This is a genomic window from Pseudoalteromonas sp. SWYJZ19 (assembly GCF_015864375.1).
Lineage (GTDB): Bacteria > Pseudomonadota > Gammaproteobacteria > Enterobacterales > Alteromonadaceae > Pseudoalteromonas > Pseudoalteromonas arctica.
In genome coordinates, this window is sequence record NZ_JADYXI010000001.1 from 109,203 (window position 1) to 124,267 (window position 15,065).

Consider the following 15,065-nt stretch of genomic DNA (forward strand, 5'->3'; position numbering starts at 1 on the left):
GAGTTGAAGTACCATTGTCAACGAAGCCCACCAAGTTAAAGTTTACATATGATTAAAAAGAATACGATTGACCTTGATTTTGATCGACAGCACATTTGGCACCCATATACCTCTATGACACAGCCAATTCCGGTTTATCCCGTTACCCACGCAAATCACAACATTATTCATCTTGAAACTGGCGAGCAATTAATCGATGGCATGGCTTCGTGGTGGAGCGCAATACATGGCTATAACCACCCTGTTATAAATAACGCGATGGTTGAGCAAATTAACAGTATGAGCCACATTATGTTTGGCGGTATTACGCATAACAGCGCGGTAGAGCTTTGCAAAAAAATAGTAAATATAACGCCGCCGAGTTTAACTAAAGTGTTTTTAGCCGACAGCGGATCGGTAAGTGTTGAAGTAGCAATAAAAATGGCGCTGCAATATTGGTTAAGCCATGGTATTACCACCAAACAAAAATTAATGACGCCCTACAAGGGTTACCATGGCGACACGTTTGCAGCCATGAGCGTATGCGATCCTGTTAACTCAATGCATAGTTTATATAGCGGCTTTTTACCTGAGCATATTTTTGTACCTGCACCGGTGAGTAAATTTGGTAGCGAGTTTAACCAAGCAGAAGCCATCGAGCTTGAAGAATACTTTAAAGTCCACCATAGCCAAGTAGCTGCATTTATAATTGAACCTATTGTGCAAAACGCGGGTGGAATGAACTTTTATCACCCCGATTATTTAGCCTGCGTTCGTAAATTGTGCACCCAATATAATGTACTGCTAATTTGCGACGAAATAGCCACTGGCTTTGGCCGTACAGGTAAATTATTTGCTGTAGAGCACGCCAATATAGAGCCCGATATAATGTGTATTGGTAAAGCATTAACTGGCGGATCAATGACGCTATCGGCCACTATAACAAGTGATAAAATAGCCATTGGCATAAGCGAAGGTGAAGCAGGTGTTTTAATGCACGGCCCTACGTTTATGGGCAACCCGCTTGCCTGTGCTGCGGCCTGCGCAAGTATTGATTTATTACTTGAGCAAAACTGGCAACAACGAATAAAGCAAATAAATACCCAACTACAACAACTTAATAAATGCAGTGAACTAGATGCGGTTGCCAATGTACGTACCTTAGGTGCTATTGGTGTTGTTGAGCTAAACGAGGCTGCTGGCAATGTTGATGTTGCTAAAATTCAGGCTTATTTTGTAGAGCAAGGCGTATGGATACGTCCATTCGGTAAACTAATTTACCTTATGCCACCGTATATAAGTGACGACACCAGTATAAAAACACTGTGTGATGCCATTTACAATGCCATTAAAGGCAAGCATTACGCTTAATAGCCGGTCTCAATAACTAATCCTAATACAGGTTATAGGGCTATTTTCTGTAACCTACCGCTACATTTAGTGTTTTTATCTATTAAGCGAGTTTGTGGTTATTGATCTCGTTAACTATTAGCTATATGATAATGTCTATCATTTACAATTACCTTTTTGGACTTCTTTGCTATGAAATTACTATTTAAACCAGCCAAAACTTTAGGTGCAAGCCTTTTACTAGCCTCGGCGTTTATGGCTCAACCAGTATTAGCTAACGGCCCTATTGGCGAGCATGTTAATCATCTTCAAGCTAACCTTAAAAGTTACGCAGAAGAAGTAGAATGGATGGTAGGCAAAGTTGATACCATGGTAAGCGACTACGACACTAAAGGCGCAAAAGCTGTAAAAACTGATGATTTAATTGAATATTGGGAATCAGTTAAGTTTCACAGCGCAATAGAAACTAACTTCGTACCGGTATACGCTTCTATTTGGCAGGGTCTTTATGGCGTAAAAATGGCCATTGATAATAAACAGCCTGCTGAGGAAGTTCGTAAACAACAAAAAGCGATGAACATAGCCTTGTGGCAAGGCCTTGGGGCTGTTAAGCTTGCTGCAAAATTCCAGCAAAAAGGCTTGTTAGACACTGTAAAAGCTACCGCTACAAAAGAAATGACACAAAGTGCCACAATTGATGAAATTAAGCACAAATTAGACCGTGTAGTAGCTAAATTTGCTGAGCGTTTACAAGACGAAGCAACTGAAATTGTTCACGATACTTATCTACACCTGTTTGAAGGCGTTGAAGGTACACTTATTGAGCAAGACGCTAACCTAGTTGAAGTGCTGGAAAAAGACTTTAACGTAACACTGCCACTAGCAATTAAAAACAGCAAAAGCGTCGATGAAGTACGCGATGTGATCAGTGATATGCAAACAAAATTAGACCGCGCTAAGGTTTTAATAGAAAAAGCCGAAAAAGCCCGTAAGGATGTATTTTAAGTGAAGCGTAGGACCTTTATTCAAGGCCTAGCTGCGTTAGGGGTGGTTGGCTCATTGCCACTGCCTCTTTCTCGTGCGCTAGCCGCTGATATAGCAAACCCAGTTTCTGTTGATGATTTACCAAAGCTTAAAGGCGAGTTAACTCTTTATTTAGGCCGAGGCGAAGGTGGTTTGTATGAAAACGTATTGCAAGCAATCCAGAAAAAAAATCCAGACTTTAAACTCGGTATACGCCGAGGTCCTACTGCTGCTTTAGCAAATACGATTGTTGCAGAAGCTAAAGCCGGCGTTCGCCGCGCTGATTTATTTTGGGCGGTTGATTCAGGCGCGATTGGTTTAGTAACCGATGCAGGCCTTGCACAACCTATCCCAAGTGATTTATCTGCTCAGTTACAACCACAATTTAGATATAAAGAGTGGGCTCCAGTAACTGGCCGTATTCGTACATTGCCATATAACACGTCGCGTTTGACCAAAGATCAAATTCCAACAAGTATTATGGAAATTGCCGACAGCGATTTAAGTATTGGCTGGGCACCCGCCTACGCTTCTTTTCAATCATTTGTAACCGCAATGCGAATTTTAGAAGGCGACGACAAAACCGCTAAGTGGCTTAAAAAGATTAAAAAACGTGCTAAAACATACGCTGGCGAATTAGGTGTTGTTATGGGCGTTGAGCGCGGTGAAGTTGATATTGGTTTTGCTAATCACTATTACACATTGCGTTTAAAATCAGGCAAGCCTGATGCCAAGCTTGATTTAGCATTTACACAAAATGATGCGGGCTGTTTAGTTAATGCATCGGGTGTATTAGCCCTTAACGACGATCCGCTTGCTACTAACTTTATGCGTTACTTACTTAGTAAAGAAGTACAAGGTTACTTAGCCAGTGAAGCGTACGAAATTCCGTTAGTAAATGGTATTACCCAACCTGAGGGTCTACCATCACTTGCTAATATTTCTCCACCTAAAGTAGATTTAACACAGCTTGCTGATTTACGCCCTACTATAGATTTGATGCGTAGCAGCGGCGTATTGTAATGAGAATACCTGCCTCTTATCCAATGGCGCTGCTTGCAGCGCTTGTTGTGCTTACCCCTGTTTATGTATTAATAGTGCTTGCAAGCGATGCAAGCTCAGTATTTGACACCCACAATCTGCAAATTTTAGGCAACACGTTATCGTTAATGGGTTTGACGGTACTCGGATCTATTTTAATTGGTGTGCCACTGGCGTTTATTAGCGCGTATGTGCATTTGCCATTTAAAAAACTCTGGCTAGTTGTATTTGCGGCGCCGCTGGCAATCCCCAGTTATATTGGCGCGTTTACACTTTATGCTGCTTTTGGCCCCGGTGGCGAAATAAACACCTTAACAGGAATAGAAACACCATCAATGTATGGCCTAACAGGCGCTGCAATTGTGATGACGCTTTATACTTTCCCGTTTGTAATGATGACAACTCGCTCATCCCTACTAAGCCTTGATGCAAGCATGGTTAATGCTGCACGAACGCTGGGTATGTCGATGACGCAAAGTATATTTAAAGTTATATTACCGCGCGTAGTTAACGGTATTGCAGCAGGCTCTTTGTTAGTCGCCCTTTATACATTATCAGACTTTGGCACGCCCGCAATGATGCGCTTAGATACGTTTACCCGCGTAATTTACGTTGAATACAACGCTTTTGCGTTAGGGCGCGCAGCCATGCTTTCGCTTCAACTGATGGTTATTGTTGGCTTTTTACTTTTAGTTGAATCACAAATAAAAACAGCCCCTGAGCGCCAAGGTCGCCCGTTAATTTTATTCCCAAGCAAACTACAGTTAAGTGCAATATTTATTACGTTTGCACCTGTTTTACTGCTCGCTATTGGCTTGCCTTTGGCTATATTTTCGCTTTGGTTAGCTCGTGATGGTTTTAGCTCATTTGATTTTAATATTGCGTGGAACTCTACGTATGCATCGGGTATTGCGGCAATTGTAGCCGTTATCGTTGCGATCCCCGTTGCACATGCCGCACTGAGTGGAAAAGCGGGTCGTATAATGGAGCGTGTTACTTACTTTGGTTTTGGTATTCCGGGTATAGTAATGGGCACAGCGCTTGTTTACGGTGGTTTGCAGTTACCGTTTTTATATCAAACACTGGGATTGCTTATTATTGCTTATATGCTGCGATTTTTACCACTTGCTGTGGGCTCTGTTAGAACAAGCACCGAACACTTAGACCCAAGCTTAGTAAAGTCTGCGCGCGTATTAGGGGCAAGCCCACGTGAAGTATTTACTCGTATAACACTGCCTTTAACAATGCGCGGTATTATTGCCGGTGCAGCACTGGTGTTTTTAGAGTCAATGCGCGAACTCGAAGCCACGCTATTACTTGGCCCAACAGGGTTTGAAACCCTCTCTACATATTTATGGCGTGTATACGAAGCGGGCTATTTTGGTCGCGCTGCTATTCCTGGATTATTGTTAGTAGTGATATCTGCCTGCGGGTTAGCTATTATGATGTCTGGCGAAAAACGCAACCAGTTTGAACATTAAGGATTTAAGAAACAATGCTATCTGTAAGTCAGTTGTCTATAGATTATGGCAGTAACCGCGTAGTAAGCGATTTAAACTTATCGCTGGGTGAAAACGAAATCCTTATGCTTGTAGGGCCAACAGGTTGTGGTAAAAGTACAATTTTACAAGCCCTTGCTGGCCTTATACCTATTAGCGAAGGCGAAATAAACACGGGTAAATGGCGCGCTACACCCAAATTAACACTACCTCCTGAAAAACGCAGTGTAGGTATGGTGTTTCAAGATTTTGCGTTATTTCCGCACTTAACCGTACAGCAAAACATTTGCTTTAGATTAAAAGATACAGCCCCTGCTGAGTATTGGATAAACCTACTTGGACTGAGCGATTTTAGAGATAAAAAACCAGCAACGCTTTCTGGCGGACAAAAGCAACGTGTTGCACTTGCGCGCACCCTTGCCCACCAACCTGATTTTGTATTGCTTGATGAGCCGCTTTCAAACTTAGATGCCGCCCTTAAAGACATGCTTCGTTGGGACATTAGAAACGCACTTAAAGCCGCTGGCGTACCGGCGATTTGGGTAACACACGACCAAGAAGAAGCACTCTCAGTTGGCGATCGTGTTGGTGTGCTTAAAGGCGGTAAAATTCAGCAAATCGATACACCTGAGCGCTGCTTTAGTACCCCAAACAATCGCTTTGTAGCACGTTTTTTAGGTGAAGCCAGCTTTATTAGCGGCCAATTTAGCCAAGGACAAGCCACTACCTCAATTGGTAATGCGCCCGCTCATGGCGTTGACTGTGAAAGTGGCGACGTTGATGTACTACTTCGACCAGACGATGTGTTACTTGTACAAAGCAGTGTTGGCAATAACGGCGAAGTAATTTGGGTACGTTTTGAAGGTGGCAGCCGCTTGTGTGCTGTAAAACTTGCGTGCTCTACGGTTGTAACTAGCCGAGTAAGCCATGAAGTTGTTGTAAACCCTGGCGACGAAGTGCATGTATCACTAAGTACCTCGCACCCATTAGCGGTTTATAAATCTATAGACTGATTAAAATATTGATGTAGGCATTAATTTAAACATTAATACCTACATCAATACTTACTATTTAGACCCAAAATTCAGTTTAAATACGTTCCCCGTTAAAACCCTATCTCGCTTAAAACTAATACTTTTTACCTTTAAAAAACTCACTATAGTCAATAAACAACAATAATATGCAGGTTAAATTATGAACCTCTTGCTATTAATCAGCTGTTGCTGTTTACTGAACAAAGATTAATGTTAAATAGTTCCTCTCAGATATCACTTATCAGGTTACGCCTTTTATATTAGTTAAAACCACACACAAACATTAAAACACATTATTAAGCATTGCTTTTAGCGAACATATTATAAAAATAAAGCTATATTCAAGCATTGCTGAACTTAATTATCCTTTAAACGTTTATAAAGTTGTTCAGCCCTTAATGGTACAAAGGATCTAGATAGTGAATAAAATAAGTACCAAGAAAGAACTCTTAGAATACTCCGAAAGTATTGTAAACACGGTTCGAGAACCACTGATTGTTTTAGACCAACATTTAAGAGTAGTTACAGCAAGCCGCTCATTTTATGAATTTTTTCGCGCTAACCATAAAGACACTGTCGGGAAACTAATATACAACCTTGGTAATAATCAATGGAACATTCCTAAGCTTCGTGAATTATTAGAAACCATATTGCCTCAAAAAACGAGTTTTGATGATTATAAAGTTGAGCACAATTTTAAAACAATTGGTTGGCGTACAATGCTGCTCAACGCAAGGCAAATTAAACGTACTCAGTCAAAAGATCGTATTATTTTATTGTCTATCGAGGACATTACTGAACGTAACGCGATTCAAGAAGGACTCGTAAAAGCGAATAAAGAGCTAGAAGTGCTAACGAGTGACTTGGAAAGTGCTGCTCGAGTTAAATCAGAGTTTTTAGCAAATATGTCGCATGAACTGAGAACCCCACTTAATTCTATAAATGGTTTTTCTGAGGTGCTCTACGATGAAACATTTGGCACTTTAAATGACAAACAAAAACAGTATGTTAAAAATGTATTGGTGAGCGGCAAACATTTACTGTTACTTATTAATGAAATACTGGATATGGCAAAGATTGAAGCAGGCAAAATGAGTCTCACCATATCTCATTTGCCGATACGCCAAGTATTGCACGAAATTACAGGGCTTACAGCAGATACAGCTAACCAGAAAAAATTGAATATGTGTCTTGATATTGCTGATGACTTGCCACCAATTGAAGCTGACTCCCTTAAGGTTAAACAGATACTTTATAATTTGCTTTCAAATGCAGTGAAGTTTACACCCGATGAGGGTCAAATTGGCGTTAAAACACGACATACTGATACAGAAATAGAAATAATAATTTGGGATACGGGTATAGGTATTGCTGCTGAAAATATGGAAAAAATATTTGAAGGTTTTTTCCGTATAGAAACCCCCTATTCTAGATTAACAGAAGGTACAGGACTTGGGCTGCCAATCGCAAAAAGTCTAGTAAAGTTGCATGGAGGCGAGTTTGTTATTGAATCTGAAGGTGTTAATAAAGGCACATCGGTTCGTATAACTTTGCCAATTAAACAAAAGTCTGTGGTAAAGCATAATGAAAACCAAAATAGTTATAGTTGATGATAATGCGAATAACCTATTGCTAGAGGAAGATCTTTTACTCATGGCAAATTTTGAAGTATTCACTGCTATGAATGCAAGAGATGCGCTTTTAACAATAAAGCGTGAAACTCCAAAAATTATTATATTAGATGTCCAACTCCCAGATATGTCTGGAACAGAAGTTGCAAAAATTTTGCGTGATGAAAAAGAAACGGCAGATATTCCTATTGTTTTTGTTACCGCTTCTGTTTTACCCGCAGATATAGACCAATTACTGTGTATACCTAACAGTGCGTATATTTCTAAACCTATAGATACACGCACGTTTGCTCAACAAATAAGTTTATATATAAAGTAATGACTACAATTATTTAAACCTTGATACACAGGAACAGTTAATGAAAGATAGCCCTTTAATTTTGGTTGTAGATGACAACCTTCAAAATATTGAACTCATGCAAGCTTATCTTGAACCCAAGGGATATAAAACAGTAACAGCGACTGGCGGGCAACAAGCATTAGATATCTTAGCACAACAACCTGTAGACCTTATTTTACTTGATATAATGATGCCCGGTATGAACGGTTTTGAAGTAACACGCCGTGTTAGAGAAGACGCCCTATTAAAGCTATTACCTATCGTCCTTATTACTGCTTTAAGAGAGACAAAAGAGCGAGTTAAAGGGATTGATGCTGGTTGCGATGATTTTATTACAAAGCCTGTAGATAAAAACGAGCTATTATCGCGCGTTAAGTCCCTTCTTAAGATTAAAGACTATAACGATTTAAGAACAAATTATCAGAAACAATTAGAAGCTGAAGTTGCTCAAAGAACTGAATCATTAAAGCAAGCAATGCTAAGCATTAAAGCCGCATCACTAGAAACAATTAATAGACTAACCAAAGCTGCTGAATACAAAGATGAAGAAACGGGTGCGCACATTCAACGCATGAGTTTGTATTCTGAGGCCGTTGCACGCAGTGTAGGGTTAGATGAGGGAACAGTTGAAAATATTTTATTTTCAGCGTCGATGCACGATCTCGGAAAGATTTCTACACCTGACCATATTTTGCTAAAAGCAGGACAATTAGATGCTGCAGAATGGGAAATAATGAAACAGCACACCGTTGTAGGCGCTAGCATACTTTCGGGTTCTGATTCTGAGGTTATTAAACTCGGTGAAATTATTGCACGCTCACATCATGAAAAGTGGGACGGCTCTGGTTATCCTGATGGCTTAAAAGGTAGTGAAATTCCAATTGCAGCACGCGTAGTTGCTATTGCTGATGTATTTGATGCTCTCTCGTCAAAGCGTCCTTATAAAAAATCATTCTCACAAGAAAAAACATTTGCCATTATTAAAGAAGGTAGTGGGAAGCACTTTGACCCCGCAGTAGTGGATGCTTTTTTTGCAGTTCAAGAAGAAATTTTAGCAATTAAACAAAAGTATGCTGAAAAGTAACACGTCCATAATTAATTAGAGAAAACCCAATGAACGGACCAAACCCCAATAATCCTTCACCAATGGAAGGTTTTCCTCAAGTAGGTTTTTATATTTGACGATAAAACAATAAATACGCTGCTAGATATATCTTGGTGAGATTGGAGCAATGATAAAATCACTGCTCATTTAAATACTATAACTCAAAATAATTTAGACGTGCTGTCTAAAATTCAGCACTACCACTCAAACATGTAGGCCATTTTACTTATTGTTTTAAGCGGGACATTATGCGAGTTACGTTTAGCATATAAGTGCTGCATTGATTTGTCTTTCACTTCACCCACTATCACTTCTTTTACTTGATAGCCTAAAGCAATAGCGGCTTGCGAGTACGCTATAAATTCCCACTTTTTAATATTGGTATTATCTACAATTACCAATGGCATATTTTGAGCAAGTGCATTTATAAAACGCGCTAAGTTTAAATTATGAAATTGCGACAATTTAAATTTATCGAAATGATATTCGCCCTGCTCGTTAATAAAGTAATCATCAGTTGAGCAGATTAGGTATTGGCTTTCGTCAACTCCACCTAATTCGTCAGCAAGGCTTTGCGCATAATAAGACTTACCACTTCCTGGTAGTCCTCGTAAAATAAAAACTTGTTTCATAGCATCGATTTTTTAAGTGTGAATAAATATTAATTTAATTTGTGTGTTAATAATGCCACAAAATCATTAAATTTAAGAGTAACAAATAACAATAGTGGCAATTAAACGCTAAAAACTGTTTAAAAATAAACCGCATGCATAAAAACTTTTAAAGAGTTGCCCACAATAGTTTTTTTATTCAACTTTACTAGGTAAGATACAGGGTTCAAGTGCAGCGCCGTTTATGTGCAATTTATGCCACAGTGCTGCGCACAGTTAAAATAAAATAGTTAGGCAACTTATATCATTGGAGTGAAGATGAGCCATTTAGCGATTTCAGAGCTATTAAAAGGCAATGTTGCGGTAGACAGCCAAGTAACAATTAAGGGCTGGATCCGTACTCGCCGCGATTCAAAAGCAGGAATTTCATTTTTAGCCGTTCATGACGGTTCGTGTTTTGATCCTATTCAAGCGGTAGTTCCTAATTCACTGAATAATTATGATGAAGTTACTAGCTTAACAGCCGGTTGTTCTGTGTCGGTTACTGGTGTTTTAGTGCAATCTGCTGGCCAAGGTCAGTCTTTCGAAATTCAAGCTAATACTGTGACTGTATTAGGTTGGGTAGAAAACCCAGATTCTTACCCAATGTCGGCAAAGCGCCATAGCATTGAGTACTTACGTGAGCACGCTCACCTTCGCCCTCGTACAAATATGATTGGCGCGGTAACTCGTGTACGTAACTGTTTAGCACAAGCTATTCACCGTTTTTACCACGAGCAAGGCTTTTACTGGATCAGCACGCCAATTATTACGGCAAGTGACTGTGAAGGCGCTGGCGAAATGTTCCGTGTATCAACGCTTGATATGCAAAACTTACCGCTTACAGACAAAGGCGAAGTTGATTACAGCGAAGATTTCTTCGGTAAAGAAGCATTCCTTACTGTATCTGGCCAGTTAAATGGCGAAACTTACGCGTCTGCAATGTCAAAAATTTACACGTTTGGCCCAACATTCCGTGCAGAAAATTCAAATACATCACGCCACCTTGCAGAATTTTGGATGGTAGAGCCTGAAGTTGCGTTTGCTGATTTAGAAGACATCGCAAAACTTGCTGAAAATATGCTTAAGTATGTGTTTAAAGCCGTACTTGAAGAGCGCCGTGATGACATGGAATTTTTTGCACAACGTGTAGAAAAAACCGCAATTACGCGTTTAGAAGAATTTGTAGAAAAAGACTTCGCGCAGGTAAATTACACTGAAGCAGTAGAGATCCTTAAAAACTGTGGTAAAAAGTTTGAGTACGCTGTTGAATGGGGTGTAGATTTACAGTCTGAGCACGAGCGTTACTTAGCTGAAGAGCACTTTAAAGCACCGGTAGTTATTAAAAACTACCCACGTGACATTAAAGCATTCTACATGCGCCAAAACGAAGACGGTAAGACCGTTGCCGCAATGGACATTGTAGCACCAGGTATTGGTGAGATCATTGGTGGTTCACAACGTGAAGAACGCCTTGATGTACTTGATGCACGCTTAGAAGAAATGGGCTTAAACAAAGAAGATTACAGCTGGTACCGCGATCTACGTAAATACGGTAGCGTGCCGCACTCAGGCTTTGGTTTAGGCTTTGAACGCTTAGTTGCTTATGTAACAGGTATGGGCAACGTACGTGACGTTATTGCCTTCCCTCGTACTAAAGGCAGCGCAACTTACTAATACTAAGTTAGCCGTTTATAAATACTAAAAACCAGCCAATTGGCTGGTTTTTTTGTGTCTTTGATTTACCGAATAAAAAAGCCGCAGCACTCAAAGAGCACCACGGCTTTCAACCAGAATAAATTTTGCTTAATTAAGCGCTATAAAGCACTTTCGAGCTGTGGCAGTACTTCAAATAAGTCAGCCACTAACCCGTAATCTGCAACTTGAAAAATAGGTGCGTCAGGGTCTTTATTAATCGCGACAATTACTTTTGAGTCTTTCATACCGGCTAAATGCTGAATAGCACCGCTAATCCCTACTGCAATGTATAAATTAGGCGCTACAATTTTACCTGTTTGCCCTACTTGCATATCGTTAGGTACAAAGCCTGCGTCAACTGCTGCGCGCGACGCACCAATGGCTGCTCCCAATTTGTCGGCAATACCATTAAGTAGTGCAAAGTTTTCACCGTTTTGCATACCGCGACCACCCGATATAACCACAGTGGCAGCCGTAAGTTCAGGTCGTTCAGACTCTGTTTGTTCAACACTTACAAAGCTACTTAATTGCGAATCAGACACTGTATCAATGCTTGTTATAGCAGCAGCTGATTGCTCACCTTGTAAATCAAAGCTACTGGCACGTACGGTAATTACTTTTTTACTGTCGAGTGATTTAACCGTGGCGATTGCATTACCTGCATAAATTGGACGTTTAAATGTATCGGCGTCCACTACTGCGATAATTTCAGAAATTTGCGCAACATCTAATAACGCAGCAACACGTGGCATAAAGTTTTTGCCTGTTGTCGTTGCACTTGCAACAATGTGGCTGTAGGTGTCGCTAAGCGATAAAACTAAATCGGTCATGCTCTCAGCTAACTGATGTTCATAAACACTATTATCGGCAACTAAAACATTAGCTACGCCATCAATGCTGGCCACTTGTGAGCTCATTGCGCTTAGGCTGTTCCCTGCAATAAGCACATCAACAGGAAAACCTATTTTTACTGCAGCGTTAATCGTTTTTGAGGTTTCTGGTTTTAAGGCACCGTTGTCGTGCTCTGCAATTACGAGTGTTTTCATTTAAATCACCTTTGCCTCTGTTTTTAATTTTTCTACAAGCTGTGCAACGTCTTCAACAATAATTCCTGCGGTACGTTTAGCTGGCTCTTCTACACTTATTAATTGAATACGCGGTGTTAAATCAACACCAAGCGAATCAGCTGCTATTACTTCAAGCGGCTTACGTTTGGCTTTCATAATATTTGGCAGTGATGCGTAACGAGGCTCGTTTAAGCGTAAATCAGTTGTAACAACCGCCGGTAAATTAAGTGCTACCGTTTGCAGGCCCCCATCAACTTCGCGGGTCACGTTTACTTTGCCATTTTCAATAACAACCTTGGATGCAAATGTACCCTGCCCACGATTAGTAAGCGCAGCAAGCATTTGACCTGTTTGATTATTATCTGAATCGATTGACTGTTTACCTAAAATTATAAGTTCAGGAGACTCTTGCTCAACAATTTTAGCCAAGAGCTTTGCAATATGGAGTGACTCGAGCTTTTCATCGGTTTCGATGTGAATGGCTTTGTCGGCACCCAGTGCTAATGCTGTGCGTAATTGCTCTTGCGATGCTTTAGGACCAATAGTAACAGCTATAACTTCACTGGCTGTACCAGCTTCTTTAAGGCGAATGGCTTCTTCTATGGCAATTTCACAAAACGGATTCATTGCCATTTTTACGTTAGTTAAATCAACGTCGCTGTTATCACTTTTAACGCGTGCTTTTACGTTGTAATCAATCACTCTTTTTATTGGTACGAGAACTTTCATAGGAACTCCATAATTATTTAAACCTACAAGGTAACGTGCACGTCAACTTATTTATTTTATGAAATTAGACTACTTCCTGTTGACGTAAACGTCAACCTAAAATAACCTTTAACTATTCACAGTCTGTAACGTTTAATTTGCAAGGTTAAAAATAGGCTGTACACCTTATTTAAATGCGTAGTAAACATTCGAATAAGTCCGTCATAGATAAAGAGGTTATTATGGTCGAACGTGAAACCATGGAATTTGATGTAGTAATTGTTGGCGCTGGCCCTGCGGGGCTTTCAAGTGCAATTAAACTCGCGCAACTAGCACAAGAAAAACAACAAGAGTGCATGATTTGCGTAGTCGAAAAAGGTTCTGAAGTGGGTGCACATGTACTCTCTGGTGCTGTTTTTGAAACCAAAGCTTTGGATGAACTGCTACCAAATTGGCAGGAGCTTGGCGCACCGGTTACAACCAAAGTAACCAACGATGAAATTTATTGGTTTAATAACGAGCAAAAAGCGACATCAATCCCCCACTTTGCTACGCCAAAAACATTTCATAATGATGGTAACTACATTGTATCTATGGGTAATGTATGTCGATGGCTAGCAGAGCAAGCTGAAAGCTTAGGCGTAGAGATTTTTCCAGGATTTAGTGCTCACTCTTTAATAATTGAAGATAAAGCAGTAAAAGGGATTATTACTGGCGATATGGGTGTCGACAAAGACGGTAATGAAAAAGACGGTTACATGCCAGGTATGGAGCTTCGTGCAAAATACACCATATTTGCAGAAGGCTGCCGAGGTCATTTAGGTAAGCAGCTAATTAATGAGTTTGCACTTGATGCAGATTCATCGCCGCAGCATTACGGTTTAGGCTTTAAAGAAATTTGGCAAATTGATGAAAGTAAGCATGAGCTTGGCAAAGTTGTTCATGGTACAGGTTGGCCACTTAGCGGCGATACTAATGGTGGTGCATTTATGTATCACAGTGAAAACAACCAAGTTGTTGTTGGATTGATTATTGATTTAAATTACTCGAACCCACATTTAAGCCCGTTCGATGAGTTTCAGCGAATGAAGCACCATCCAGTATTTAAAGACGTACTAGAAGGTGGCGAACGTATTGCTTACGGCGCACGTGCTATTGCTAAAGGTGGCTTGCATTCATTACCAAAAATGCATTTTGCGGGTGGCTTAATTGTTGGTTGTGATGCAGGCACACTTAACTTTGCAAAAATCAAAGGTAATCACACTGCAATGAAATCGGGAATGATTGCCGCTGAGGTTATTTTTGAAGCATTGCAAAATGAGTTGGCAAATACCGATTTAACTCATTATCAAACTGCGTTTGAGAAATCGTGGGCATATAAAGAGTTATATCAATCTCGTAACTTTGGCCCTGCAATGCACAAACTCGGTAAGTTTATAGGGGGTGCGTATAACACGCTTGATCAAAACATTTTTAATGGTGGTTTACCCTTTACGTTTAAAGATAATACGCCCGATCATTCAACCCTTGTTGATGCTAACGCCGCTGACAAAATAGCGTACCCAAAGCCAGATGGACACCTTAGCTTTGATAAACTCTCAAGTGTGTTTTTATCAAATACTAACCACGAAGAATCACAGCCTTGTCATTTAAAGCTCAAAGATGCGTCAATTCCTATTAACGTAAACCTAGTTAAATTTGATGAACCCGCACAACGTTATTGCCCAGCAGGCGTTTACGAAGTACAAGAAATAGGAGGCAATAAAGAGTTTGTTATTAACGCCCAAAACTGTGTGCACTGTAAAACCTGCGATATTAAAGACCCAAGCCAAAACATTACTTGGGTAACCCCAGAAGGTGCTGGTGGGCCAAACTACCCTAATATGTAACTAAATTATGCGTTATATACACATATAATCACTTTTTTTACATATAAATTA

At 40.2% G+C, this 15,065-nt stretch carries 13 protein-coding genes; 10 read left to right on the forward strand and 3 right to left on the reverse strand.

The genetic code is table 11. The features are described 5' to 3' along the window. Nucleotides 1–48 precede the first annotated feature (48 nt). The 8 genes from bioA to I6F45_RS00565 all read left to right on the forward strand — a co-directional run bounded on the left by bioA (nucleotide 49) and on the right by I6F45_RS00565 (nucleotide 8,981). A complete protein-coding gene (gene bioA, locus I6F45_RS00530; protein ID WP_197159435.1) occupies nucleotides 49–1,350 on the forward strand; it encodes an adenosylmethionine--8-amino-7-oxononanoate transaminase in 1,302 nt (433 codons plus the stop codon). Between the two features lie 171 nt (nucleotides 1,351–1,521). Further along, a complete protein-coding gene (locus I6F45_RS00535; RefSeq protein ID WP_007586790.1) occupies nucleotides 1,522–2,334 on the forward strand; it encodes a hypothetical protein in 813 nt (270 codons plus the stop codon). After that, nucleotides 2,335–3,375 (forward strand): extracellular solute-binding protein, encoded by a 1,041-nt coding sequence (locus I6F45_RS00540; RefSeq protein WP_197159436.1) that lies wholly within the window; start codon nucleotides 2,335–2,337, stop codon nucleotides 3,373–3,375. It abuts the gene before it with no gap. Next, nucleotides 3,375–4,874, forward strand: coding sequence for an ABC transporter permease (locus I6F45_RS00545; protein WP_197159437.1), 1,500 nt, complete (start codon nucleotides 3,375–3,377; stop codon nucleotides 4,872–4,874). The genes I6F45_RS00540 and I6F45_RS00545 overlap by 1 nt, the downstream gene beginning before the upstream one ends. A 14-nt stretch (nucleotides 4,875–4,888) precedes the next feature. Continuing rightward, a complete protein-coding gene (locus tag I6F45_RS00550; protein WP_182681269.1) occupies nucleotides 4,889–5,905 on the forward strand; it encodes an ABC transporter ATP-binding protein in 1,017 nt (338 codons plus the stop codon). A gap of 440 nt (nucleotides 5,906–6,345) precedes the next feature. After that, nucleotides 6,346–7,536, forward strand: a complete 1,191-nt coding sequence (locus I6F45_RS21560) for a sensor histidine kinase (protein ID WP_010552739.1) — start codon at nucleotides 6,346–6,348, stop codon at nucleotides 7,534–7,536. Beyond that, nucleotides 7,511–7,876, forward strand: coding sequence for a response regulator (locus tag I6F45_RS00560; RefSeq protein WP_010552738.1), 366 nt, complete (start codon nucleotides 7,511–7,513; stop codon nucleotides 7,874–7,876). Before I6F45_RS21560 ends, I6F45_RS00560 begins: the two co-directional genes overlap by 26 nt. A 40-nt stretch (nucleotides 7,877–7,916) precedes the next feature. Continuing rightward, nucleotides 7,917–8,981, forward strand: coding sequence for an HD domain-containing phosphohydrolase (locus I6F45_RS00565; RefSeq protein ID WP_165728680.1), 1,065 nt, complete (start codon nucleotides 7,917–7,919; stop codon nucleotides 8,979–8,981). A gap of 218 nt (nucleotides 8,982–9,199) precedes the next feature. Here I6F45_RS00565 and I6F45_RS00570 read toward each other — a convergent pair whose 3' ends face one another. Continuing rightward, on the reverse strand, nucleotides 9,200–9,634 hold the full coding sequence (locus I6F45_RS00570) for an AAA family ATPase (protein ID WP_166419606.1): 435 nt from the start codon (nucleotides 9,632–9,634) through the stop codon (nucleotides 9,200–9,202). Nucleotides 9,635–9,931: 297 nt separating this feature from the next. Between I6F45_RS00570 and asnS the strand changes: the two genes are divergently transcribed. Beyond that, nucleotides 9,932–11,329 (forward strand): asparagine--tRNA ligase, encoded by a 1,398-nt coding sequence (asnS, locus tag I6F45_RS00575; protein ID WP_024612616.1) that lies wholly within the window; start codon nucleotides 9,932–9,934, stop codon nucleotides 11,327–11,329. 140 nt (nucleotides 11,330–11,469) lie between these two features. Here the strand turns inward: asnS and I6F45_RS00580 are convergent, their stop codons facing one another. Continuing rightward, complete coding sequence (locus I6F45_RS00580; protein ID WP_024589219.1) at nucleotides 11,470–12,396, reverse strand: electron transfer flavoprotein subunit alpha/FixB family protein; 927 nt, start codon at nucleotides 12,394–12,396, stop codon at nucleotides 11,470–11,472. Beyond that, on the reverse strand, nucleotides 12,397–13,146 hold the full coding sequence (locus tag I6F45_RS00585; RefSeq protein WP_165728683.1) for an electron transfer flavoprotein subunit beta/FixA family protein: 750 nt from the start codon (nucleotides 13,144–13,146) through the stop codon (nucleotides 12,397–12,399). Nucleotides 13,147–13,367: 221 nt separating this feature from the next. Here I6F45_RS00585 and I6F45_RS00590 point away from each other — a divergent pair, with 221 nt between their 5' ends. Further along, the gene (locus tag I6F45_RS00590; RefSeq protein WP_165741278.1) at nucleotides 13,368–15,014 is read left to right on the forward strand and encodes an electron transfer flavoprotein-ubiquinone oxidoreductase; all 1,647 of its coding nucleotides are present in this window, start codon (nucleotides 13,368–13,370) and stop codon (nucleotides 15,012–15,014) included. Nucleotides 15,015–15,065 lie beyond the last annotated feature (51 nt).